General features: G+C 71.4%; 19 protein-coding genes. 5 read left to right on the top strand and 14 right to left on the bottom strand.

Annotated elements, in window-relative coordinates:
* Positions 1-182: 182 nt before the first annotated feature.
* Positions 183-2330 carry a DEAD/DEAH box helicase gene (locus ACQPZX_RS03365; RefSeq protein WP_433385005.1) on the bottom strand — a complete coding sequence of 716 codons (2148 nt, stop codon included), beginning with the start codon at positions 2328-2330 and terminating at the stop codon, positions 183-185.
* A gap of 456 nt (positions 2331-2786) precedes the next feature.
* On the opposite strand from ACQPZX_RS03365, the gene ACQPZX_RS03360 reads away from it, so the two are divergent.
* The gene (locus tag ACQPZX_RS03360; RefSeq protein ID WP_433374158.1) at positions 2787-3185 is read left to right on the top strand and encodes a hypothetical protein; all 399 of its coding nucleotides are present in this window, start codon (positions 2787-2789) and stop codon (positions 3183-3185) included.
* 26 nt (positions 3186-3211) lie between these two features.
* Here ACQPZX_RS03360 and ACQPZX_RS03355 read toward each other — a convergent pair whose 3' ends face one another.
* The 10 genes from ACQPZX_RS03355 to ACQPZX_RS03310 all read right to left on the bottom strand — a co-directional run bounded on the left by ACQPZX_RS03355 (position 3212) and on the right by ACQPZX_RS03310 (position 13853).
* Positions 3212-3937: an SDR family NAD(P)-dependent oxidoreductase gene (locus tag ACQPZX_RS03355; protein WP_433374156.1), complete on the bottom strand. Its 726-nt coding sequence runs from the start codon at positions 3935-3937 to the stop codon at positions 3212-3214.
* A gap of 84 nt (positions 3938-4021) precedes the next feature.
* Positions 4022-5998 carry a protein kinase domain-containing protein gene (locus tag ACQPZX_RS03350; RefSeq protein ID WP_433374153.1) on the bottom strand — a complete coding sequence of 659 codons (1977 nt, stop codon included), beginning with the start codon at positions 5996-5998 and terminating at the stop codon, positions 4022-4024.
* A 59-nt stretch (positions 5999-6057) separates the two neighbouring features.
* Positions 6058-7527 carry a fused MFS/spermidine synthase gene (locus ACQPZX_RS03345; RefSeq protein WP_433374151.1) on the bottom strand — a complete coding sequence of 490 codons (1470 nt, stop codon included), beginning with the start codon at positions 7525-7527 and terminating at the stop codon, positions 6058-6060.
* Positions 7524-8525: a coiled-coil domain-containing protein gene (locus tag ACQPZX_RS03340; RefSeq protein ID WP_433374149.1), complete on the bottom strand. Its 1002-nt coding sequence runs from the start codon at positions 8523-8525 to the stop codon at positions 7524-7526. The genes ACQPZX_RS03345 and ACQPZX_RS03340 overlap by 4 nt, the downstream gene beginning before the upstream one ends.
* 63 nt (positions 8526-8588) lie before the next feature.
* Positions 8589-9362, bottom strand: coding sequence for an SDR family NAD(P)-dependent oxidoreductase (locus ACQPZX_RS03335; protein ID WP_433374147.1), 774 nt, complete (start codon positions 9360-9362; stop codon positions 8589-8591).
* 7 nt (positions 9363-9369) lie between these two features.
* Positions 9370-10179 (bottom strand): inositol monophosphatase family protein, encoded by an 810-nt coding sequence (locus tag ACQPZX_RS03330; RefSeq protein WP_433374146.1) that lies wholly within the window; start codon positions 10177-10179, stop codon positions 9370-9372.
* Positions 10172-10627 carry a response regulator gene (locus tag ACQPZX_RS03325; RefSeq protein WP_433374144.1) on the bottom strand — a complete coding sequence of 152 codons (456 nt, stop codon included), beginning with the start codon at positions 10625-10627 and terminating at the stop codon, positions 10172-10174. The genes ACQPZX_RS03330 and ACQPZX_RS03325 overlap by 8 nt, the downstream gene beginning before the upstream one ends.
* Positions 10624-12222: a sensor histidine kinase gene (locus ACQPZX_RS03320; RefSeq protein WP_433374143.1), complete on the bottom strand. Its 1599-nt coding sequence runs from the start codon at positions 12220-12222 to the stop codon at positions 10624-10626. The genes ACQPZX_RS03325 and ACQPZX_RS03320 overlap by 4 nt, the downstream gene beginning before the upstream one ends.
* Entirely contained in the window at positions 12219-13421 is a 1203-nt protein-coding gene (locus ACQPZX_RS03315) for a PP2C family protein-serine/threonine phosphatase (RefSeq protein ID WP_433374140.1), read from the bottom strand. Before ACQPZX_RS03315 ends, ACQPZX_RS03320 begins: the two co-directional genes overlap by 4 nt.
* A 78-nt stretch (positions 13422-13499) precedes the next feature.
* The gene (locus ACQPZX_RS03310) at positions 13500-13853 is read right to left on the bottom strand and encodes a hypothetical protein (protein ID WP_433374137.1); all 354 of its coding nucleotides are present in this window, start codon (positions 13851-13853) and stop codon (positions 13500-13502) included.
* Between the two features lie 75 nt (positions 13854-13928).
* Here ACQPZX_RS03310 and ACQPZX_RS03305 point away from each other — a divergent pair, with 75 nt between their 5' ends.
* Genes ACQPZX_RS03305 through ACQPZX_RS03295 form a run of 3 tightly spaced genes read left to right on the top strand, consistent with a single transcriptional unit; the run spans position 13929 to position 17323 of the window.
* Complete coding sequence (locus tag ACQPZX_RS03305) at positions 13929-16292, top strand: M28 family peptidase (RefSeq protein WP_433374134.1); 2364 nt, start codon at positions 13929-13931, stop codon at positions 16290-16292.
* A 3-nt stretch (positions 16293-16295) separates the two neighbouring features.
* Entirely contained in the window at positions 16296-16838 is a 543-nt protein-coding gene (locus ACQPZX_RS03300) for a dihydrofolate reductase family protein (RefSeq protein ID WP_433374131.1), read from the top strand.
* Complete coding sequence (locus tag ACQPZX_RS03295) at positions 16835-17323, top strand: GNAT family N-acetyltransferase (protein ID WP_433374128.1); 489 nt, start codon at positions 16835-16837, stop codon at positions 17321-17323. Before ACQPZX_RS03300 ends, ACQPZX_RS03295 begins: the two co-directional genes overlap by 4 nt.
* Before the next feature lie 49 nt (positions 17324-17372).
* On the opposite strand, the gene ACQPZX_RS03290 is transcribed toward ACQPZX_RS03295, so the two are convergent.
* Entirely contained in the window at positions 17373-17660 is a 288-nt protein-coding gene (locus ACQPZX_RS03290) for a Smr/MutS family protein (RefSeq protein WP_030436430.1), read from the bottom strand.
* On the bottom strand, positions 17657-18034 hold the full coding sequence (locus ACQPZX_RS03285) for a tetratricopeptide repeat protein (RefSeq protein ID WP_433385002.1): 378 nt from the start codon (positions 18032-18034) through the stop codon (positions 17657-17659). The genes ACQPZX_RS03290 and ACQPZX_RS03285 overlap by 4 nt, the downstream gene beginning before the upstream one ends.
* A 217-nt stretch (positions 18035-18251) precedes the next feature.
* Here ACQPZX_RS03285 and ACQPZX_RS03280 point away from each other — a divergent pair, with 217 nt between their 5' ends.
* Positions 18252-20330 (top strand): hypothetical protein, encoded by a 2079-nt coding sequence (locus ACQPZX_RS03280; RefSeq protein WP_433374124.1) that lies wholly within the window; start codon positions 18252-18254, stop codon positions 20328-20330.
* Here the strand turns inward: ACQPZX_RS03280 and ACQPZX_RS03275 are convergent.
* On the bottom strand, positions 20275-20622 hold the full coding sequence (locus ACQPZX_RS03275; RefSeq protein ID WP_433374122.1) for a hypothetical protein: 348 nt from the start codon (positions 20620-20622) through the stop codon (positions 20275-20277). The genes ACQPZX_RS03280 and ACQPZX_RS03275 overlap by 56 nt on opposite strands.
* Positions 20623-20645 lie beyond the last annotated feature (23 nt).

The raw sequence follows: 20645 nt of genomic DNA, 5'->3' as shown, positions 1-20645 counted from the left end.
CGGAGCGGAGCGCACGGGACGCAGCTCTTGAGCGCGGGTGCCCGCGAACGCGCGGGCTCGCGGCGTGGCGCGGGCTCGCGGCGTGGCGCGGGCTCGCGGCGTGGCGCGGGCTCGCGGCGTGGCGCGGGCTCGCGGCGTGGCGCGGGCTCGGGCTCGCGGCGTGGCGCGGCGAAGCGCGGCGTTTACGCGGAGACTGCCAAGGCCAGCGGCAACACCCCCTCGGCGCCGGCCTGGCGGAGGGCTCGGCCGGCCAGCGACATCGTCCAGCCGGAGTCGACCAGGTCGTCGACCAGCAGGACCGGACCGTTCAGGGTGGACAGCGCCTCGGCCAGCTCGGGCGGCACCTGGAACGTGTCGTGCAGCGCGCGCACGCGCTGGGCGCTGTTGCCGCGCGACGTGGCTTCCGTCGAACCGGACGAGGTCACAGTGCCCAGCAAGGGCAGTCGGCCGACTCGGGCGATGTGCTCGGCGAGGGAGTGGATGAGCTGTGGATGGCGGCGGGAGCCGACCTCGACCACGGCGGACGGGCGCTGCGGCCAGGCGTCGTCGCCGTGTGCCCAAGCCTTGAGGATCTCGACCACGGCGCCGGCCAAGTCGTCGGAGATCGGGCCGTCGGGTGACTCCGGGGAGACCACGGCTCGCAGGCGCCCGCCCCAGCCGAGGTCGGAGAGGCGGCCGACCGCGCGGCCGGCGGCGATCTGCTCGGAGGGGCCGATTTTGCCCTTCAGGGAGATGCCGACGGCTGCCATGCCGGTGGGCCACATCTTCTTCGGGGCGATCTCGACACCGGGCCGGCCGAGGAACGCATCGGCGGCGGCCAGGGCGGCGGGCGACACCTCGGCGTCAAACAGTGGCTCGGCGCAGTTGTCGCAGCGCCCACACCGGGTCGCCTCGGGGTCGTCCAGGCAGCGGCGAAGGAACTCCATGCGGCAGGAGCTGCTTTCCGCGTACTCAATCATGGTCTTTTGCTCGGTCGAACGTGCCTCGGCGACTCGACGGAGGCGGGCGGTGTCATATGTCCACGGCTCGCCGGTGGCCAGCCAGCCGCCGCGGGCGCGCCGGACCGCGCCGTCGACGTCGAGGACCTTGAGCATCATCTCGAGCCGGGTGCGGCGCAGGTCGACGAGCGGCTCGAGCGCCTGTGTCGACATCGGACGGTCGGGCGAGAGGTTGGCCAGCACCGAGCGCACCTGGTCCTCGGGCGGGAAGGCCAGGGAGGCGAAATATCGCCAGATTGCCGCGTCCTCACGGCCGGGCAGCAGGACCACCTCGGCGTGCTCGACCGCGCGACCGGCCCGGCCGACCTGCTGGTAATACGCGATCGGCGAGGGCGGGGCGCCCAGGTGGACGACGAAACCGAGGTCGGGCTTGTCGAAGCCCATGCCGAGCGCCGATGTGGCGACCAGCGCCTTGATCTTGTTGTCCTGCAGGGCCTGCTCGGCGGCGCGACGGTCGGCATCCTCGACCTGGCCGGTGTAGGACGCGACCGGATAGCCCCGGGACCTCAGGAAATCGGCGGTCTCGGTGGCCCCGGCGACGGTGAGCGTATAGATGATCCCCGAGCCTGGGAGCCGGTCGAGATGGTCGGCGAGCCATGCCAGGCGATGCGCGGGATTGGGCAGGTCGAGCACGGCCAGGCGCAGCGAGTCACGGTCGAGCGGGCCGCGCAGGACCAGCGCGTCGCCGAGCTGCTCGGCGACATCGGCGGTTACCCTGGCATTGGCGGTTGCGGTGGTGGCCAACACCGGAGTACGCCCCGGGAGGCCGGCCAGGAAAGTGCGGAGCCGGCGGTAGTCGGGGCGGAAGTCGTGGCCCCAGTCGGAGACGCAGTGCGCCTCGTCGACCACGAGCAGCCCGGTGCTCGCGGCGAGGCCGGGCAGCACGTTGTCACGGAAGTCGGGGTTGTTGAGCCGCTCGGGGCTGATCAGCAGCACGTCGACCGCGCCGGCTCGGATCTCGGCCTCGATCTCGGACCACTCGTCGAGGTTGGCCGAATTGATCGTGCGCGCGGAGATGCCGGCTCGGGCGGCCGCCTCCACCTGGTTACGCATGAGCGCGAGCAGCGGCGACACGATGACGGTCGGACCGGCCGGCGGGTCGCTCGGACCGGCGGTGACACCGCCCCGCAACAGAGCGGTGGCGACAAAGTAGACCGCCGACTTTCCCCACCCGGTGCGTTGCACGCAGAGCACCCGCCGCCGGTCGACGGTGAGCGCCTCGATCGCTCGCCACTGGTCGTCGCGCAGGGTCGCGTGGTCGCCGGCGAGCCGGCGCAGCACCCCCTCGGCGTGCTCGCGCACAGTCGCCCGCTCGGCCTCGTCGGCCCTCATCCGCGTCGTCTCGGTCACCCGGCATGTCTATCAGCCCGCACCGACAAAACCCGGAGTTATCCACAGGGCGACGGTTATCCACAGGCGGCCAAAAAAGTTGCGCACGGCCCGGGCGCCCGGGTCCAGAATCGGGGTCTCTCGACGGCGGAAGGAGCCGGTGATGTCGCTTCAGCCCAGGTCAACGCCTCGGCAGTCGCACGATCAGAGCACCCGCGCGCGGCCGGCCGGGCCGCCGCGCCGCCTGCGGCTCTGCCACCACCCCGACGACGGGGATCCGCCGGCAGGGGCCTGCGCCGCCGAGACGGTGTTCCGGGCCGGCCTCGCCGCCACGCGGGGCTTTGCCGCCGGCGAGATGCGAAAACGTCGCCGTTGAGACCAGGCCGGCGCGCTTTCCCGACCCTCTGCGGTGTCGGCAAGTTCCTTGACAACTTTATTTGTCGGTGACAGGCTCGAGTCATGTCGAAGACGATTGCCGAGAAGCTCCTGATCAAGCCCAACTCCACCGTGTGGCTGTCCGACCCGGCTCGGCTGCCGCTGTTGACCCCCATGCCCGAGGGGGTGCGCGAGGTGGAGACGCTTGCCACCGCGAGCACCGCCGTGATCTTCGCGGAGGACGGCGCAAGCGCCCGCAAGCTGCTCGAGGAGCACAGCGATGACCTGGCCAAGCCCGGGGTGTTCTGGGTGGCATATCCGAAGGGCAACAAGGCCGACATCAACCGGGACACCCTGTGGCCGATCGTCGCCGACTTCGACATGCGCCCGTGCGGTCAGGTCGCGATCGACGACCGGTGGTCAGGGCTGCGGTTCCGCGCCAACCGCGAGGGCGAGGGCCGCTTCACGGGCGGCACGAAGTAGCCCATGCTCACACGCCGGGACAGGGGTCAGCGGCCGAGGACTGAGCCGCCGTTGACGTTGATTATCTGGGCGGTTACGTAGACGCCGCCGGGGCCGGCCAGCCAGCGGACCGCCTCGGCTATGTCCTGGGGCTCGCCGGGGCGTTTGAGCAGCGTGGCGTCCACGCGGGTCTGGTGGCCCTCGGGGGTCATGCGATCGGCGAAGAATTCGCTGTCGGTCACGTAGCCGGGCGAGATGACGTTGACCGTGATGCCCTGCTCGCCCAGGTCAACGGCCAGATCCAAGGCGTAGCCATGCAGGGCCGCCTTGGCTGCGGAATAGGGGCCGCCGCCACCCTTCTGGGCCGCTATCGAGCTGGTCAAGATGATCCGGCCGCCGGGGCGGCGCATGGTCGGGAGCAGGGCCGTCGTCAGGAGCACGGCGGTCAGCACGTTGGAGTCGAAGTTGGCGCGCCAGTGGTCGGCCACGCGGTCGAGTGTGGAGTCAGCGCCGGGTACGTAGGCGCCGGCGTTGTTGACCAGGACGTCCACGGGGCGGGGGCCCACCGCCTCGACCACGGCGGGGATCTGCGCGGGGTCGGAGACGTCCGCGGTGACTGCCGAGGCCTGGGGGCCGATCCATTTCACGGCATCCTCGAGAACGTCGGCCCGCCGGCCCACGATGACGACGTCGTATCCCTCGCCGGCGAGCATGCCCGCTGTCGACCGGCCGATGCCGGTTCCGCCACCACTGACTACAGCAAGCCTCGACATGCCCCGACCATAACGACGAGGGCGGAGGCTCGCAGCCCACTTCGCCGTCGAAGGGCCGCCCGCCGGAGCTCCCGCGACGGGGCGTCAGAGTGAGAAGCCGGGAGCCCTGCGGGACTTGGGCGGGGGCGGTAGCGAGGGCTCGACGGGCGCGGTGCTGGTGGGCTTGGCGCGGTGGAGGCGCTTCTGAGGGGAGCTGCTCTTGCGGGGCGGGCGGTCTTGCTTTGCGTCCTGGCCGCTGACGCTTCGGGCGGGAGGATCCGTGGGGGCGGCGTCGCTGATGGGCTCGCTGCCCGACTCGGTGACCGTGCTGCCCAGGACCTCGGCTCGGCATTTGCGGCCGTCGAGGGTGAAGGAGAGGGGTAACGGGTTGTAGCCGCGGTAGGCGCCGTGCAGGGTGAAGGTCTTTCGGGTGCCGTGGCCCTTGGCGACGACCTTCCGGCCACTCTGGGAGACCGCCTTGGGGGCGCCAGTCAGGCGTTGGGAACCGGGGTAGGCGAACATCACCCGCCAAGCGGAGCGGCCGACCTCGCCGGTGGTCGCCACGGTCAGCAGGGCCTCGTATTCGCGGCCGGAGTCGCGTCGCAGCTGGTAGCGGACGGCGCAGACGGTGCTTGCCGGGCCTACGGCGCCGGGGCCGGTGCCCGCGGCCTGGGCCTGCTCGACATCCGGGGACTCGCGGGTCGTGGCCCAGCCGACGCCGGCCACGGCCAACAGGGCCGCGGTGACCAGGGCGGCCTGCAGACGGTGCCGGCCGATCAGGGCGCCTCGGATCAGGCCGCCGCTGGTGAAAAGGCCGCCGCCCAGCGGGCGCACGCTGCCCAGCCGCAGCCAGCCGGCCAGCTTCAAGCCCGCCCGCAACCGGAGCGCGGCCAAAGCAGGCCCGCCGCGAGAAAGGCGCGGCCCGGCAGGATCCAGGCCGGGCGGGCGCAAGCCGGCTGAGATCGGCACGGCTGCGCGGTGCGGCCCTGAAGAGGCATCGCCGAGAGAAGCCGAAGCCGACACGGCCTCGGCGTCGAAAGCCGACGAGGGGCCGCCACCATGCGTCGAGGGCGCAGCAGAAGCCGCAGCGGAAGGTGCGGCGGGAGACGCAGCGGAAGGTGGGGCGGGAGCTACCGGGGTGATCAGGCACCGACGGCCGGGAGGGGGCACCGTCGCACGCACCGGTGGCGGCGCGTCGTCCGGCAGCTCCCGCAGGGGTGGCAGGATCGGCTGGATTCCTACCGCCTCGGCCAAGGACCGGGCCACCGAAGCGGCGTCGGGACGATCCTCCGGAGCCTTGGCCAGGCAGCGCCGGCACAGGTCGGCCACCTCGGACGGCATCGACGGCTGGGGCGGGAGCGGGTCGGGGTCCGCGTACAGGTGGGCCCGCAACGCCTCGGCGGTGGTCTCAGCCGGCCAGGGCAGACGACCGGTCAGCAGGCGAAAGAGGAGCAGGCCCAGCGCGTATACGTCAGTGGCGGCCGAGACCTGGGCGCCCGCCAGGCGTTCGGGGGCCAGGTAGGCCGGCGTCCCGAGCAGGCTTCCGTCGGGGGCGGCGTCGCGCTCGCCGATGATCGCCGAGATGCCGAAGTCGACCACCTTCGCGCCGGCGGCGGTCAGCATCACGTTGGCGGGGGTGACGTCGCGGTGCACGACGCCCCTCGCGTGGGCGGTGGCCAGGGCCGACGCCACCTCCGTCGCGGCCGTCACCGCCTCGCGCCACGCGAGCGGGCCGCGGCGGGTCAGGCGGGCCGCCACCGACTCGCCGTCGTTGAGTTCCATCACCACGTACGGGACGGTCAGGTGCTCGTTGAGCGGGGACTCGCCGAAGTCGAAGATGCCGGTGATGTGCGGATGACTCAACCGGGCCGCGGCCAGCGCCTCCTGCCTCAGCCGGTCCCGGAAGCTCTGGTCGTCGGCCAGCCGGGGCGACAGCACCTTGACGGCCACCGAGCGGCCCAGAGTCTCGTCATAACCGCGCCAGACGACCGACATGCCGCCGGTGCCGAGCTTCTCGACGAGGCGATACCGTCCCGCGATCCGAGGCGACGCATGCTGACCGGTTTGCTCCGTCCGCCCCATGTGCCGATTGTGACCCGAGGTGCGGCCCGCCCGACGGCGCACGGGGAAACCCGGGAGAATCAACGGGACAAAAGCTGATCCACCGGGGCAAAGTCGTCGGTAAGGACACGGGCGCCCGCGCCGAAGGACGCGTCGGGTTGCAGCGTCACCGGCTCGGGCAGGGCGGCCAGGCGCGAGCGGATCGCGTCCAGCGGCAGCGGCGCGTGCGAGGCGACGATCACGAAGTTCGAGCCCACCTCGCCCGACAGGGCGTCGGGCGGGGCGATCAGCGCCACGTACGGGAAAACCGACGCGACCGTGGCCAGCTCGGCCCGGATGAAGCGGTCCGGCGGATAGTCGATCACGTTCTGGGCGTAGATGCCGCCCGGACGCAGTACCCGCGAGATGTCCGCGGCCATCTCCTTCGTGGCCAGGTGCCAGGGCACCACGAGATACCCGAAGGCGTCCCCCACGACCAGGTCATACGCGGCGGTCGGCTGCGCCGCCAGCCCCACCCGCGCGTCGCCCACCCGCACCCGCAGGTCGGGCCCGGTCACCAGCCCCAGCCGGCGCTTGTCGAGCTCGACCAGACCGCCGTCGAGCTCGACGACCTGCTGCCGGCTCCCGGGCCGGGTGGATCGCAGATAGCCCGGCAGGGTGAAGCCTCCCCCGCCCAGGTGCAGCGCGTCGATCGCGCCGACCGGGAGCGAGTCGGCCACCGCGCCGATCCATTGCACGTAGGCGAACTCGAGGTGCCGCGGATCGTCAAGGTCGACATACGAGTGCCGGGCCGAGTTCAGGATGAGTGTGCGCCCGCCGCCCGAAGAAGAATCCACCCGCGCGCAGTGATAGGCGGTCTCGACGTCGCACGGGTTCGGCCCGACCGCGCCCAGCCCGGCGCCGACCATCCCCAGCGCCGCCAACGCCGCCCGGGTTTTGGGTTGCCCCGGCAGGGCGGGCCGCCGCAGCCAGAGGTGCAGCGCTATCCCGCCCGCTGCCAGCAGCCCGGCCAGCGTGATCACGATCCAGCTGGTCGGCACGGCCGCCACGAAGACGAAGCCGGTCGCGAGCGTCGCCGTGATCGCGCCGAGCGTGCCGATGCTGGACAGGCGCCCCACCACCGAGCCGGTGCGCTCCAGGTCGCTGAGCTGGAGCTTCACCACCATCGGGGTGATCGTGGAGAGCAGGAACGCCGGCAGGAAGACGGCCATGGCGGCCAGCAGCAGCACGGCCGGTGCGGCGCCACCGCGCAGCAGCGAACCGCCGTAGCGGACCAGCGGCAGGGTCACGGCCGTGCCGACCGCCCCGAGCAGCAGCGCCGGCGCGAGCAGCAGGCGCGGGTTGAATTTGTCCGCAAGGCGGCCGCCCAGCCACGCCCCGTACGCGATGGCCGCCAGCGAGATCCCGATGACCGAGCTGCTCACCTGGAGGGTCACGCCGACGTACGGCCCGACCAGGCGCAGCGCCACGATCTCCAGAACCAGGACGGCGCCGCTGGCGGAGAAGACCAGCGCGGTGGCGAGGCCCGACGGCAGAGCGCGTGGGGTCACAGCATCGAGAGATGTACGTGGTTCGTGTGCACTACCGACGGTCCTCCACTGGCGCTGTACGCCTTCCACCCATCGCCCGGCATCCAGATCTGGCGATACCAGATTACGTACATCACGCCGAGCCGATCCGCGTTCTTGACCAGGAACGCCGCCAGGTTGTTGCCGTACGTCTTGTCGGAGCCGCTGGCCGCGACGTTCTGGAAGCCGGATTTGTTGGCCGAGAAGTCGCAGGCGCGGCCCTTGGGGTGCTCGCCGGAGGAGCGCTCGCTGAAGCAGGACGTGTAGTGGGTGAAGCCGGCCGCCCGCGCCTCTTGATAGGCGTGCAGGAGGCGCGGCGTGATGCACCCGCCCGTGGTCGGGTCGTCGACCGTGCACGACTCCTTGGGCCACGAGCCGTCCGAGTTGCGCGGCGCGGGCTTGGCGAGCGGCGAGTTCACGCTGACGAAGCCGCCGGCCGCGCCTCCGCCGCCGACGCTGCCGAGGGCGAGCTCGGCTTCCTTCTTCTTCTTGGTGAGCGCGGTGACCTGCTTCTGCTGCTCGACGATCTCCTTGTCCACGGCGACCTTGGCGGCCTTGGCCTTGGCCAGGTCGGCCTGGTACTGCGCCAGGATCTGGCCGTCGAGCTGGGCCAGCATGTCGATCTGCTGGATGCGCTCGAGGAACGTGTCGGGCGAGGTCGAGTTGAGCAGCAGCGACATCGTGCTGGTGCGGCCGAGCCGGTAGGAGCGGTTGGCGATCTCGCCGACCGAACCGGCGAGGACCTTGGCCTCGGCCTCGGACTGCTTGACGGTGATCTGCAACTGCGCCTGGCGCTTCTTGGACGCGTTGAGCTTCTGGATCGCGTCGGCCTGGCCCTTGGCCGAGGACTCGAGCGCGTCGCGCAGCGTCTTGCTGCCACCCTCGTCGGGGTCGGCCATCGCCGGTGTCGCCCAGAGCACGGACACGGCGATGAGCAGCGCCAAGACAGCGCTGAGCCGCCGCAGGAAAACCGCCGCCACGGATACCTCCCAAGAGTCAGCGCGGGAGACTTTACCGCGCCGCCCCGGAGGTTGGCAGATCGATCAAGTTGCCGAGTATCCGCCGTCGACGAAGAGTGTCTGGCCCGTCACCGCGACGGCAGCGTCGCTGGCCAGAAAGACCGCACAAGCACCAAAATCATCCGGTACGCCGTTTCTGCCGATCATCGTGCGCGCGGCGTGCGCGGCCACCTTGGCCTGGTCGGCGAACACCGCCTCGGTCAGCGGGGTGTGCACGACGCCGGGCGCGATGGCATTGCAGCAGACGCCGTGCCGCGACCACGCCTCGGCCTGCGATCGGGTGAGCCCGACCAGTCCCGCCTTCGCTGCGCCGTATGCCCCACTGTTCCCATATGCCCGGAAGGCCTGCTGGGAGACCACATTGATGATCCGGCCCCAGCCGCGGGCGGCCATCCGCGGGCCGAACGCCTGCCCGAGCAGGAAGGGCGCGGTGAGGTTGGCCGCGAGCGTCGCGTTCCAGTCGTCCTCGGTGAGCTCGTCCATCGGCGGCCGGCGGTTGATCCCGGCCGAGTTCACGAGCACGTCGGGTTCGCCGTACGCGTCAAGAATGTGATCGATGACCTGCGCGACGGCCGCGCGATCAGCGAGATCCGCGGCGATCGCGTGCCCCTCGACGCCGTGTTTCTCCAGCTCCGCGACCACCTCGGCCATCGGCGCCTCGCGCCGGGCCACCAGCAGGACCCGCGCGCCCGCGCGGCCGAGAGCGATCGCCATGGCGCGGCCGATGCCCGAGCTTCCCCCGGTCACCAACGCGGTGCGGCCGTCAAGACCGAAGATGTCATTGAGGTACGACGACACTGCGCCCCTAGAGAATCGACGGATCGGGGAACAGCGTGTCGCGGACGGTGCGCCACACCTCGTCGTTGGGCGCCACGAGCAGGCCGCGCTCGCTGTCGGTGGGACGGTAGGGCGTTCCGTCGAGATGCAGCACGGTGCCGCCCGCCTCGCGGATGATCAGCGCGCCGGGTGCGTGGTCCCACGGCAGGATCCGCCAGAACAGCGCGAACTGCTGCTCGTCGGTGGCGACGGCGGGGTATTCGTACCCGGCGCAGTGATGCCCGTTGGTGACCTCGCCGAGCTTGCCGGCGTTCGCGTTGGCGACCTCCCGCAGGTGCTGCGGCAGGTAATTCCGCGCGACAACGCCGCGCAGCTGGGTCGCGCCGGGATCATCGGTGCGGGTCTTGACGCGTACGCCGTCGCGATAAGCGCCCGCGCCCGCCTCCGCCACCGTCAGGTGGTCCCCGGGGACGTCGAGGATCCACGACGCCGCCGGCTCGCCGCTCTGCACCAGCGCCACCATCACGGCGAACGGCGTCTTGCCGGCGGCGAAGTTGTTGGTGCCGTCGACCGGGTCGACGATCCACACCGCGCCGTCGTCGCCGACCCGGTCGAGCACGCGGGGATCGGCGGCGACCGCCTCCTCGCCCACCACGGCCGAGCCGGGCAGCAGCGCGGTCAGCCCGCGGGTCAGCGCCCGCTCGGACTCCTGGTCGGCGATCGTGACGACGTCGCCCGGCGACTTCTGGTGGATGTCGCCGGAGGAGAGGTGGCGGAAGCGCGGCATTACGATGGTCGCCGCGACCTCCCGGATGAGATCCGCGACCTGATCAAGCACGCGGCGGCAACTTCACGACGCTGACGAAGAACTCGTCGATCTGCCGGATCACCGCGATGAACCGCTCGAAGTCGACCGGCTTGGTCACGTACGCGTTCGCGTGCAGCTGGTAGCTGCGCAGGATGTCCTCGTCGGCGGCCGAGGTGGTGAGCACGACGACCGGGATGCGGCCCAGGTCGGGGTCCTTCTTGACCTCCTCGAGCACCTCGCGGCCGTCCCGCTTCGGGAGATTCAGGTCCAACAAGATCAGATCCGGGCGTACGGCGTCCGCATACTGACCCTCGCGACGCAGGTAGGCCAGCGCCTCGGCCCCGTCCGAAACGACGTTGAGCCGGTTGCGGACCTTGTGCTCCTCGAAGGCTTCCTGCGTCATCAGCACATCGCCGGGATCGTCCTCGACCAGCAGGACCTCGATCGGCGTGCCGTCGGCACGTATCGGGTCGGTCACGCGTTGACCTCCGTCTTCTCGGCCTTCTCCGGCTCGGTGGCGGCGGGCTCGGAAGCGCCCGGCAGCACCGGAAGGGTGAAGTTGATCGAAGTGCCTTCCTCGACGTCGAGGTCCAGCCAGATCCGACCGCCATGGTATTCGACGATCTTTTTCACGATAGCGAGTCCGATGCCGGTGCCCTCGTAGGCGTCGCGGGCGTGCAGCCGCTGGAAGATCACGAAGACCTTGTCGGCGAACTCGGCCTCGATGCCGATGCCGTTGTCCCGCACGTTGATCACCCACTCGTCGTCGTCGCGGTGGGCGCTCACCCGGACCACCGCCGGCACATCGGGCCGGCGGAACTTGAGCGAGTTGCCGATCAGGTTGACGAACAGGGTGGTGAGCAGCGGCTCCTCGCCCTCGACCAGGGGCAGGTCGGCCCAGCTGATCTCGGCGTCCTCCCCGGCCCGGGCCTCGAGCTGGGAACTGACGTCGGTGAGGACCCGGCCGAGGTCGACCTCGGTGAAGCCGGCGGTGATCCGCCCGATCCGGGAGAACGCGAGCAGGTCGTTGATCAGCCGCTGCATGCGCTGGGCGCCGTCGACCGCGAAGGCGATGTACTGGTCGGCGCGCTCGTCGAGCTGGCCGGCGTAGCGCCGCTGCAGCAGCTGGCAGAAGCTGGCCACCTTGCGCAGCGGCTCCTGCAGGTCGTGCGAGGCGACGTAGGCGAACTGCTCGAGGTCGCGGTTGGATCGGGTGAGCTCCTCGGCCTGGGCCTTGAGCTGCTCGTTCACCCACTCGATCTGGCCGCGGGCCTCGCGCACCTCGGACAGCTCGGACGCGATCTTCCGCCGCATGCCGTCGACGTCGGCCGCGAGGCTTGTCAGCTCGGGCGAGCCGGTGCTCTCGATGTGCTTGTCGTAGTCGCCGTCGGCGACCTCGCGCACCTGTTCGGCCAGCTCGACCACCGGGCGGCTGACCAGCCGGTCCAGCAGCAGGAGCAGGCCGGCCCCGGCCAGGATGATGATCGCGGCGGCGGCGATCTGGATCGCCACCATGGTCTGGCTCGAGTCGCGCGCCGCGGTCGCCGACCGGGTGCGCAGCACCTGGATGTCGTCCTGCATGGTGGCGATGGCCTGGCGCAGCGCGTCGAACTCGGTGGTCGAGCCCGCGATGATCAGCTGCTGGGCGGCCGCGGTGCCCTTCGTGTCCACCGCTTCGATCACCGGTTGGGCCACCTTGTCCTGCCAGACCCGCGCGCGCTCCTGGACCTGCTGGAGCGACGCCCGGATGTCGGTGTCGCCGGGGTGCAGCAGCGCGTTGATCCGGGTGACCATCGCCTGCTCGTCGGCGAGCCCCTGGTTGTACGGGCCGAGCGAACCCTGTTGGCCGGTGATCGCGTAGCCCCGGATGCCGGTCTCCTGGTCGACGTACGCCGTGTTCAACGACTCGCCGGCGGCCCGCATCGGGCTGGCCCGGTTGAGCACGTCGTCGAGATGCCGGTTGTTGCGCGCCGCGGTGAGCGCCGCGAAGACCGCCAGCCCGCTCAGGATCACGCCGGTGATGATGCAGAGCGCGATGATCCGGTTGCGAAGGGTCCAGCCGCGCAGACTCATCGTCCTCCTCCGCGCGAGATCAACAACATGGCCACGTCGTCGGCGAGCGGGCCGCCGTTGGCCTGCTCGGCCTGCCCGACCAGCCAGGCCGGCAGCGCCGGCAGCGGCACGCCCCGGGCGACCGGCCCGTCGAGCAGCGAACACAGCCCGTTGACGTCGAGGCGCTCGGCGCCCACGCCGGTGTGCCCCTCGATCAGCCCGTCGGTGTACATCAGCAGGGACCAGTCGTCGCCGGCCAGCTCCAGCTCGGTCGGCGGCGCCGGCTTGGGCCGCACGCCCAGCACGATGCCGGGCCGCGCGTCGACCGGCTGGACACGGCCGCCGGAGAGCAGCACCGGCGGCGGGTGGCCGGCCAGGCGCACGGTCGCGCGGTTGCCGGGGATGTCGAGCACGACCGAGGCAACGGTGGCGAAGACCTCACGGGCCCGGCGCTCGCTCATCAGCACCTGCTCGAGCGAGCCGAGCACCTGATCTTCCGGCACGCCGGCCAGCACCAGCGCCCGCCAGGCGACTCGGAGCTCGACGCCGAGAGCCGCCTCGTCGACGCCGTGGCCGCAGACGTCGCCGACGATCACGTGCAGCCGGTCGTCGCCGATCTGGACGACGTCGAAGAAGTCGCCGCCGAGCAGGCCCATCGCCCGGCCCGAGCGGTAGAACGTGTGCACCTGCACGGCCTCGGTCGACATCAGCGGCTGGGGCAGCAGGCCGCGCTCGAGGCGGGCCGACTCGGCCTGGCGCAGCTCGACCTCGCGCAGCCGCTGCGCGTTCTCGTCGGCGCGCTTGCGCTCGACCGCGTACCGCAGCGAGCGGGTCAGCAGCACCCCGTCGACCTGACCCTTGACCAGGTAGTCCTGGGCGCCCTCGGCGACCGCGGCGACGCCCAGGTGCTCGTCGGAGCGGCCGGTGAGCACGCAGACCGCGGCGCTGCCGGCCACCGCGAGCAGCTTGCGCAGCCCGTCGATGCCCTCGGCGTCGGGCAGGCCCAGGTCGAGCAGGATGCACTGGACGCCGCGCATCTTGGTCTTGGCCTCGCGCAGCGTGGTCGCCACCGCGAGGTCGAACGGCGCCTCGGCCTCGGTCAGCAGCTCGCGGACGAGGAAGGCGTCGCCCTCGTCGTCCTCGACGAGCAGGACGCGCAGCCGCTCCTGGGCAACCGCGGAAGTCGTGCGGGCGCGGGGCGCGACCGACCGCTCAGTCATGCCTGACCCCACTCGCCTTCACCCGACCGGACGGAACGATCGTGTACCACTCCCGTCCGGCGCACAACTCCGCGAACATCACCTGTGATCCTCAGCCAGCTCAGAATCCTCAGCAGCTACGCGGCGGGCGTGCTCGGCGATGACCTGGCCGAGGATGCCGTGCAGGCGCCCGCAGTCGGGACAGTGCAGGTTCTCGTCGAGGCGGCGGCTGCCGCACTCCGCGCAGGTGCCGCGGTCTTCCGGATCGTGGTACTGCTCCAGCGCCCGGCACAGCGCGCGGATCACGTGGTCGCTGACCGCGAAGACGCCCTCGCCCAGGGCGGTGCGCACGCCGACCATGGCGACCGGGTCGGCCTCGGGATTCGGGTCAAAAGGGGCAACGTTGTCGATGAACTTCGCGATCACGGCGGCGGGATCGAACGGCGTGCTCACGGCGACAACGCTATGCCACGCCGAAAACGATCTTTGGCCTACCCGGCGTCATACCCCTCCGCTTAGATGTCATCCATGAGTGATGCAGCTCTCGTGCGCGGGACGAACAGGGTGGTCGCGGCCGTGGCCATCGTGATCGTCCTGGCCCTGGTCGGGTTCGCGGCGATCTGGTCGGTGCGCCCGCCGGCCGCGCGCGACGCGGGGGCTTCCGGCTTCAGCGCGCAGCGCGCGTTCGAGCAGGTCGAGGCGATCGCCACCGAGCCGCATCCGGTGGGCAGCGCGGCGCAGGACCGGGTGCGCGAGCACCTGGTGAGCGAGCTGCGCGGCCTCGGGCTGTCGCCCGAGATCCAGGACACGGTGTCGATCGAGGGCGGCGAGCTGTCGTCGAGCGCGGGCGGGGCCGGGCTGGCACACGTACGCAATGTGGTGACGCTCATCCCCGGCAGCGCCTCCACCGGCCGGATCTTCCTGGTGGCGCACACCGACTCGGTGCAGGTCGGCCCGGGCGGCAACGACGACGCGGCCGGCACCGCGGCCATCCTCGAGATCGCCCGCGCGCTGACCGGCGGCTCCCGCCTGCGCAACGACGTGGTGCTGGTGCTCACCGACGGCGAGGAGGCCTGCCTCTGCGGCGCCAAGGCGTTCGTCGACCAGCACCCGCTGGCCAAGGACGGCGGCATCGCGCTCAACCTCGAAGCCCGCGGCAGCAGCGGCCCGGCGATCATGTTCGAGACCGCGGCCGGCAACCGCGCGCTCGTCGACGTGTACGCGCACGCCCCCAAGCCGGTCGGCACCTCGTTCGCGGTCGAGATCTACCGCCTGCTCCCCAACGACACCGACTTCACCGCGTTCCGCGAGGCCGGCTTCACGGGGCTCAACACGGCGTACATCGACGGCGCGGCGATCTACCACGCCCCCACCGACCTGCCCTCGGCGATGAATCTCGACAGCCTCCAGCACCACGGCGACAACGCGCTGGCCGTGACCCGCGACCTCGGCGGCCGTGACCTGTCCGCGCTGCGCTCCTCCGACGACGCCACCTACTTCCCCGCGCCCGGCCTGCTGGTGCGCTACCCGGGCGGGCTGGTCTGGCCGCTGGCCGGGCTCGCGCTGGTCGCGGTGATCGTCTTCGGCTGGCTGGCGCGGCGGCAGGGCATCACCACCGGGCGCAAGCTCGTCGGCGCGTCGATCGTCACGCTGCTGCCGATCATCGTGGCGCCGGTGCTGGCCCAGTTGCTCTGGGCCTTGCTCAAGGTGATCCGCCCGGAGTACGCCGAGCTCCCCATCGACCCGTACCACCCGGGTTGGTACCGCCTCGCCGTCCTCGCGCTGACCGCCACCGTGCTGTTCGCCTGGTACTCCTGGTTCCACCGCTGGCGCCGGGCCGGCCCGGCCGCGCTCGCCATCGCCGGGCTGGGCTGGCTGGCCGTGCTCGGCCTGGCCCTGGCGGCCACCATGCCCGGCGGCTCCTACCTGGGCGCCCTGCCCGCCCTGGCCGGCGCGGTCGCCGGCATCGTGGCGCTGCTCGTGCGGGGCTGGTGGTCGGCGCTCGCGATCGCGGCCGGCGGGGCGGTCGCGGTGATCATCCTGCTGCCCACGGTGATCATGCTGTTCCCGGCGCTCGGCATGCCGATGGCGGGCGTCGGCGCGTTCCTGGCCGTGCTGCTCGGGCTCGCCCTGCTCCCGGTGATCGAGATGATCCATCCGGTGGCCGGGGGCCAGCGTGGGCTCGACGCGCTGCGCGCCCGCCGCCGGGGGGCCGCGCCCACGCTGGCGGCGCTGTTCGCGACGGTCCTCTGCACGGTGGTGGGCCTCTCCGTCGACCGCTTCGACGCCGGCCACCCGGCGCTCACCCAGCTGATGTACGCGCTCGACACCGACAACAACACCGCCCAGTGGCTCAGCGACGAGCCGCGCGTGCAGAGCTGGACCTCGCAGTACGTCTCGGGCGACCCGCACACGGTCGACGCGACGCTGCCCGCCTTCGGCCCGGAGAAGATGCGCAGCGGCCAGGCTCAGGCCGCCTCGCTCCCGGCGCCGAAACTCACTCTGGAGTCGGACATCCGGTCGGGTGACAGCCGGGTGCTGAAGCTGCGGCTGCAACCGCAGCGGCAGGTCCGGCTCACCACGCTGCACGTCGAGTCCGGCGCCACGGTCACCGCGGCCACCGTCGGCGGGCGCGAGCTGCCCGCCGACAAGCTGGAGGTGAAGGAGAAGGACGGCCCGTGGGGTTTCGGGATCGTCTTCCACGGGCCCCCGGCCGAGGGCGTCGAGATCACGCTGACCGTGCAGGCGAGCGGCCCGGTGAAGTTCCGTGCCATGGACGGCAGCGATGGCCTGACCGCGCTGCCCGGCTTCCAGGGCCGCCCGTCCGGCGTCGGCATCGTCGGCTCGCACACCAGCGAGTTGCTGGCGGTCGCCAAGACCTACACGCTGTAAGCCATGGCAAAGGTGCTGTACTCCGCGACCATGTCGCTCGACGGCTTCATCGCCGGCCCGAGCGGCGACATGTCCTGGCTGGCCGACTACCTGGGGCCGAACGAGACGGCCGAGCGCCTGGTCGACCAGATCGGCGCGCTGCTGGTGGGGCGGCGCACCTTCGAGGGTGACGACCCCAACCGGGGCACCGACAAGGAGGGCGCGCTCGAGGGCGCGTGGCAGGGCCCGCAGTTCGTGGTCACCCACCACCCGACCGTGCCGCCGCCCCCGGGCACGGCCTTCGTCACCGACGTGGCGAGCGGCATCGCGGCGGCGAGCGCGGCGGCCGGCGAGAAGTACGTGAACATCCTCGGCGCCGACGTGGCCCGCCAGGCCCTGGACGAGGGCCTGGTCGACGAGATCCTGGTCTTCGTCGCCCCGGTGCTGCTCGGCGACGGCACCCGCCTGTTCGCCTGGCCCGGCGGCTCCACGGTCAAGCTGGAAAGGCTGAGCCAGTCGGAGTCCCCGCTGGCCACCGGCATCTGGTACCGCGTGATCCGCCCATGAGGATCGGCCTGGAGAGCGCCGGCGAGCTGGAGACGATCTACGCCGCCGCGTTCGGCTCAGCGTCCGAAGCCGCCGCCTGGCGCGTCGACACCCTGCCGAAACACGCGGCCCGCGAGGGGTTCCGGCTGGTCGGGGCGAGCGACGCCGATCGTCTGGTGGCTTTCGGGTACGGCTACACGGGCGAGCCCGGCCAGTGGTGGACCGACCAGATCGCCGCTCGTGTCCCGCCCGCGATCAGCGCCGAGTGGGTGGGCGGCCACTTCGAGCTCGTCGAGCTGGCGGTCCTGCCCTCGCACGGCGGCCGCGGCCTCGGCGCCGCCCTGCACGACGAGCTGCTCGACGGCCTGCCCCACCGCGTGGCGCTGCTGACCGCCACTCTTGACGAGAACGACCCGGCCCGCCGCCTCTACCGCCGCAAGGGCTGGCTGCTGCTGGCCCATCAGGTCTTCGACGACGCCGACCTGCTGGGCAAGCGCCTCAGGTAGTGCGGTATTTCGGGTCACTCCGTAGTCGTGGACGGTCCGCAATCGCCAGCTAGCTCCGCCCTCGGCCTCGGCGGCCGGTGGGGGCGTCGTGGCGGAAGTGCACGAAGAGGCGGCCCCAGTTGTCGCCGTCTTTCTCGACGCGGTGGTACAGCTGCTTGATCTCGCGCTGGTCGAGGAAGCGCAGCACCTTCTTCTTCAGGGCGCCGCTGCCCTTGCCCGGGATGATCTCGACCATGGCGGCCTTCTTCTCGATGGCCTCGTCGATGATCCCGCGCAGGGCCCGGTCGATCTCGTGGCCCTTGTTGAAGATGTCGTGCAGGTCGAGCTTGAGTTTCACGTGAGATGTCCCTCGGATTTGCCGAGCCATTCCTCGACGCGGTGGACGGCTTCGGTGTAGTCGGCGTGCTGCTTCATCGCGGCGGCGAGCCGCAGGTGCGGCAGCGCCTCACGAAAGCGGCCGGCCCGTTCGAGGGTCCGGCCGAGCACGTGGTGCGCGTAGTGATCCGACGGATCATGCTCGATCAGCGCTCTGAGCTGCGCCTCGGCGCCCGCTAACTGGGCCGAGTTGAAGTACGCGCGGGCCAGCAACTGACGGACGGCGGCGTTGTGCGGCTCGGCCTCGACGATCGGCTCGAGCAGACGGGCCGCGCCGAGCGGGTCGCCGGACTCGAAGAAGAAGGTGGCCCTGCGGTACTCCTCGAGAAGATCCACGAACACGCTCCCCACGTTCAGCGCCGCCGACGGCGAGGCTTGTTCGCGACGGTGGAGATCCACTGCCGCAACTTGCGCAGATTGCAACTCACCGTTGGTCGCGAACAAGCCTCGACACAACGCTGGCACAACAACGGGCCAACGGCGAGTGTTCCGATGATCCAAGCTTCCCGACAAATCACCGCATACGGCAACTTCCGCGACGGAGAATGCCTGCGTGGGGGACTTTCCGAGTCATCTGGTGTCCGTTCCGGCCCGTCCACGATTCGGGCGAGCCCGTGCCGGCGCGATCGGGGCGTTCACCCTCGTGCTGTGCCTGATGATGGCGGGCGGCAGCACGCTGCCGGCGACGCGCTCGCCGGCCTTCCTGATCGCGGGGATGAAGGACATCCCGTCCGCGCCCTCGGGCCAACCGTGGACGCCGGCGCCGATCGACGCGAACGGCCTGAAGATGGTGGCCGGCGCCGACGGACAGCGGTTCGTGCTGCACACCGCGGCCGGCGACCAGACCTTCCTGCCGGGAGTCGATCTCGGCGACACCACGCCGGGGCACGTGCCGGGCGGCTCGTCGATCTCGGCGGCGCAGTACCGGGCCTGGTTCGCGGCGATGAGCATGCTCGGCATCCGGGTGGTGCGGACGTACACGGTCCACCGGCCGGCGTTCTATCAGCAGCTGGCTCAGTACAACGGGGAGAACCCGGATCGGCCGCTCTATCTGGTGCAGGGCGTCGCGTTGCCGACCGACGCCTACATCACCCGGCGGAACCTGTACGACAAGCAGGTGACCGGCGCCTTCACCGACGAGCTGCGGGACGCGGCGAACGCGGTCTCGGGCAAGCTCACCACCACCGACGGGAACTGGGACGCCGACGTCACGCCCTGGCTCGCCGGGTGGATCATCGGCGCCGAGCTCGACCCGTACGCGTCAAAAGCCTCCGACCTGCGCAACAAAGACGCCAAGCCGGTGTCCGGCAAGTTCTTTCGCAGCGTCGAGGGGGCCACGCCGACGGAGAAATGGCTGGCGGCGCGGATGAACGAGCTCGCCGGCTATCAGGCGCAGAAGGGGCTGAGCGAGCCGATCGCGTTCGTGAACTGGCCGACCACCGACCCGCTGCGGCACCCGCAGGAGCCGCTCGCGCAGGAGGACATGTACCAGCTCGACGCGAACCATGTGATGCCGACCGCGAACTGGCCGGCCGGCACGTTCGCCAGCTATCACGCCTTCCCCTACTACCCCGACTTCCTGCGGCGGGAGCCGGGACTGCAGAAGACCGGCGATCCGTACGCGTCGTATCTCGCCGCCCTGCACAAGCACCACGCCACGATGCCCACAATGATCACCGAGTTCGGCGTGCCCTCGTCGGTCGGCTCGGCGCACGCCGGTCCGATCGGCCGCGACCAGGGCGGGCACAGCGAGACCGAGGCGATGCGGATCGACGCCGACCTGCTGCGGGTGATCAAGGAGCAGGGGCTGGCCGGCGGGTTCCTCTTCGAGTGGGCCGACGAGTGGTACCGGCTCGCCTGGAACACGATCACCCACCAGGACGCGAGCCGCCGTCAGCTCTGGCACGACCCGCTCACCAACGAGCAGCACTTCGGCCTGCTCGCGACCGATCCGGCCGGTGCCACCGAGCCGAAGTCCCTGATCGACGCCGAGGGCGGGTGGCCGGCCCGCAGCGTCACGGCGCACACCGACGAGGCCTACCTGCATCTGGAGGTCCGGCTGGGCGATTCGCCGCCGGGCACGCTGCAGCTGGGATTCGACGTGCTGCCGAGCCTGACCGGCACCCCCATGTCGGGCAGCGCCGACCGGCGGCCGGACGCGGTGTTCGCGCTGAACCTGGTGGGAAAGACCGGGCAGGCGTACGTGCGGCAGCAGCTCGACCCGGTGCCGCTGGACCAGGACGTCCCCGACGCGCAGCGCGGGCCGGCGCCGAGCGGGTGGCGGGCGTACGAGCTGCTGGTCGACCGGGTGAAGCCGGTCGCGCTGCAGAACGCGGGCCTGCTGCAGGAGGGCGTGCTGTGGCGACTGAACAAGAACCGGCTCACCGTGAGCGTGCCGTGGGCGATGATCGGCTTCGCCGACCCGTCGTCGCACGAGGTGGGGGTGCCCCGGTCCGGAAAGCTGACCTTCCAGACCAGCCCGGGGGTGGGCGTCTCGATGACGGCGTCCGGCCGGGATCAGGCGATCGGGCAGGTCACCTGGGCGGGGTGGACCACGCCGTCGTACACCGAGCGGATCAAGCAGGGGGCTTCGGCGTTTCGGGACGCGGCCTTGTCGGTGACGGGCGGGTGAGCATCACCAGGGTGGCGCCGCCGGCGACGAGCAGGGCGCCGATCGTGATCAGCAGCAGGGGGTTGCGGCCCGGCGCGTACGGGTCCGGATAGCCCGCGCCCCAGCAGTAGACGTCGCCGTCCTCGGTGAGCGCGCAGGTGCTCTCCCCGTCGGCGACCAGCTGGACGACCCGGCCCTCGAGGCTGACCCGGCAGAAGCCCTCGCAGCCGTCGGCCCGGGCCGGTGCGGGCCCCACCAGGGCGAACATGGCGATCACGGCCAAGATCGCCATTACCCGACGCGTGATCCACATGCAACCATTATGGGCGTTTTGTA

Source organism: Actinoplanes sp. CA-142083 (genome assembly GCF_050942195.1).
Lineage (GTDB): Bacteria > Actinomycetota > Actinomycetes > Mycobacteriales > Micromonosporaceae > Actinoplanes.
This window is presented reverse-complemented; position numbering and strand designations above follow the sequence as displayed.

Coding starts and splice junctions, on each gene's coding strand:
- ACQPZX_RS03365 (WP_433385005.1), bottom strand. CDS start 2,330: ATGAGGGCCGACGAGGCCGAGCGGGCGACTGTGCGCGAGCACGCCGAG.
- ACQPZX_RS03360 (WP_433374158.1), top strand. CDS start 2,787: ATGTCGAAGACGATTGCCGAGAAGCTCCTGATCAAGCCCAACTCCACC.
- ACQPZX_RS03355 (WP_433374156.1), bottom strand. CDS start 3,937: ATGTCGAGGCTTGCTGTAGTCAGTGGTGGCGGAACCGGCATCGGCCGG.
- ACQPZX_RS03350 (WP_433374153.1), bottom strand. CDS start 5,998: ATGGGGCGGACGGAGCAAACCGGTCAGCATGCGTCGCCTCGGATCGCG.
- ACQPZX_RS03320 (WP_433374143.1), bottom strand. CDS start 12,222: ATGAGTCTGCGCGGCTGGACCCTTCGCAACCGGATCATCGCGCTCTGC.
- ACQPZX_RS03315 (WP_433374140.1), bottom strand. CDS start 13,421: ATGACTGAGCGGTCGGTCGCGCCCCGCGCCCGCACGACTTCCGCGGTT.
- ACQPZX_RS03305 (WP_433374134.1), top strand. CDS start 13,929: ATGAGTGATGCAGCTCTCGTGCGCGGGACGAACAGGGTGGTCGCGGCC.
- ACQPZX_RS03300 (WP_433374131.1), top strand. CDS start 16,296: ATGGCAAAGGTGCTGTACTCCGCGACCATGTCGCTCGACGGCTTCATC.
- ACQPZX_RS03295 (WP_433374128.1), top strand. CDS start 16,835: ATGAGGATCGGCCTGGAGAGCGCCGGCGAGCTGGAGACGATCTACGCC.
- ACQPZX_RS03275 (WP_433374122.1), bottom strand. CDS start 20,622: ATGTGGATCACGCGTCGGGTAATGGCGATCTTGGCCGTGATCGCCATG.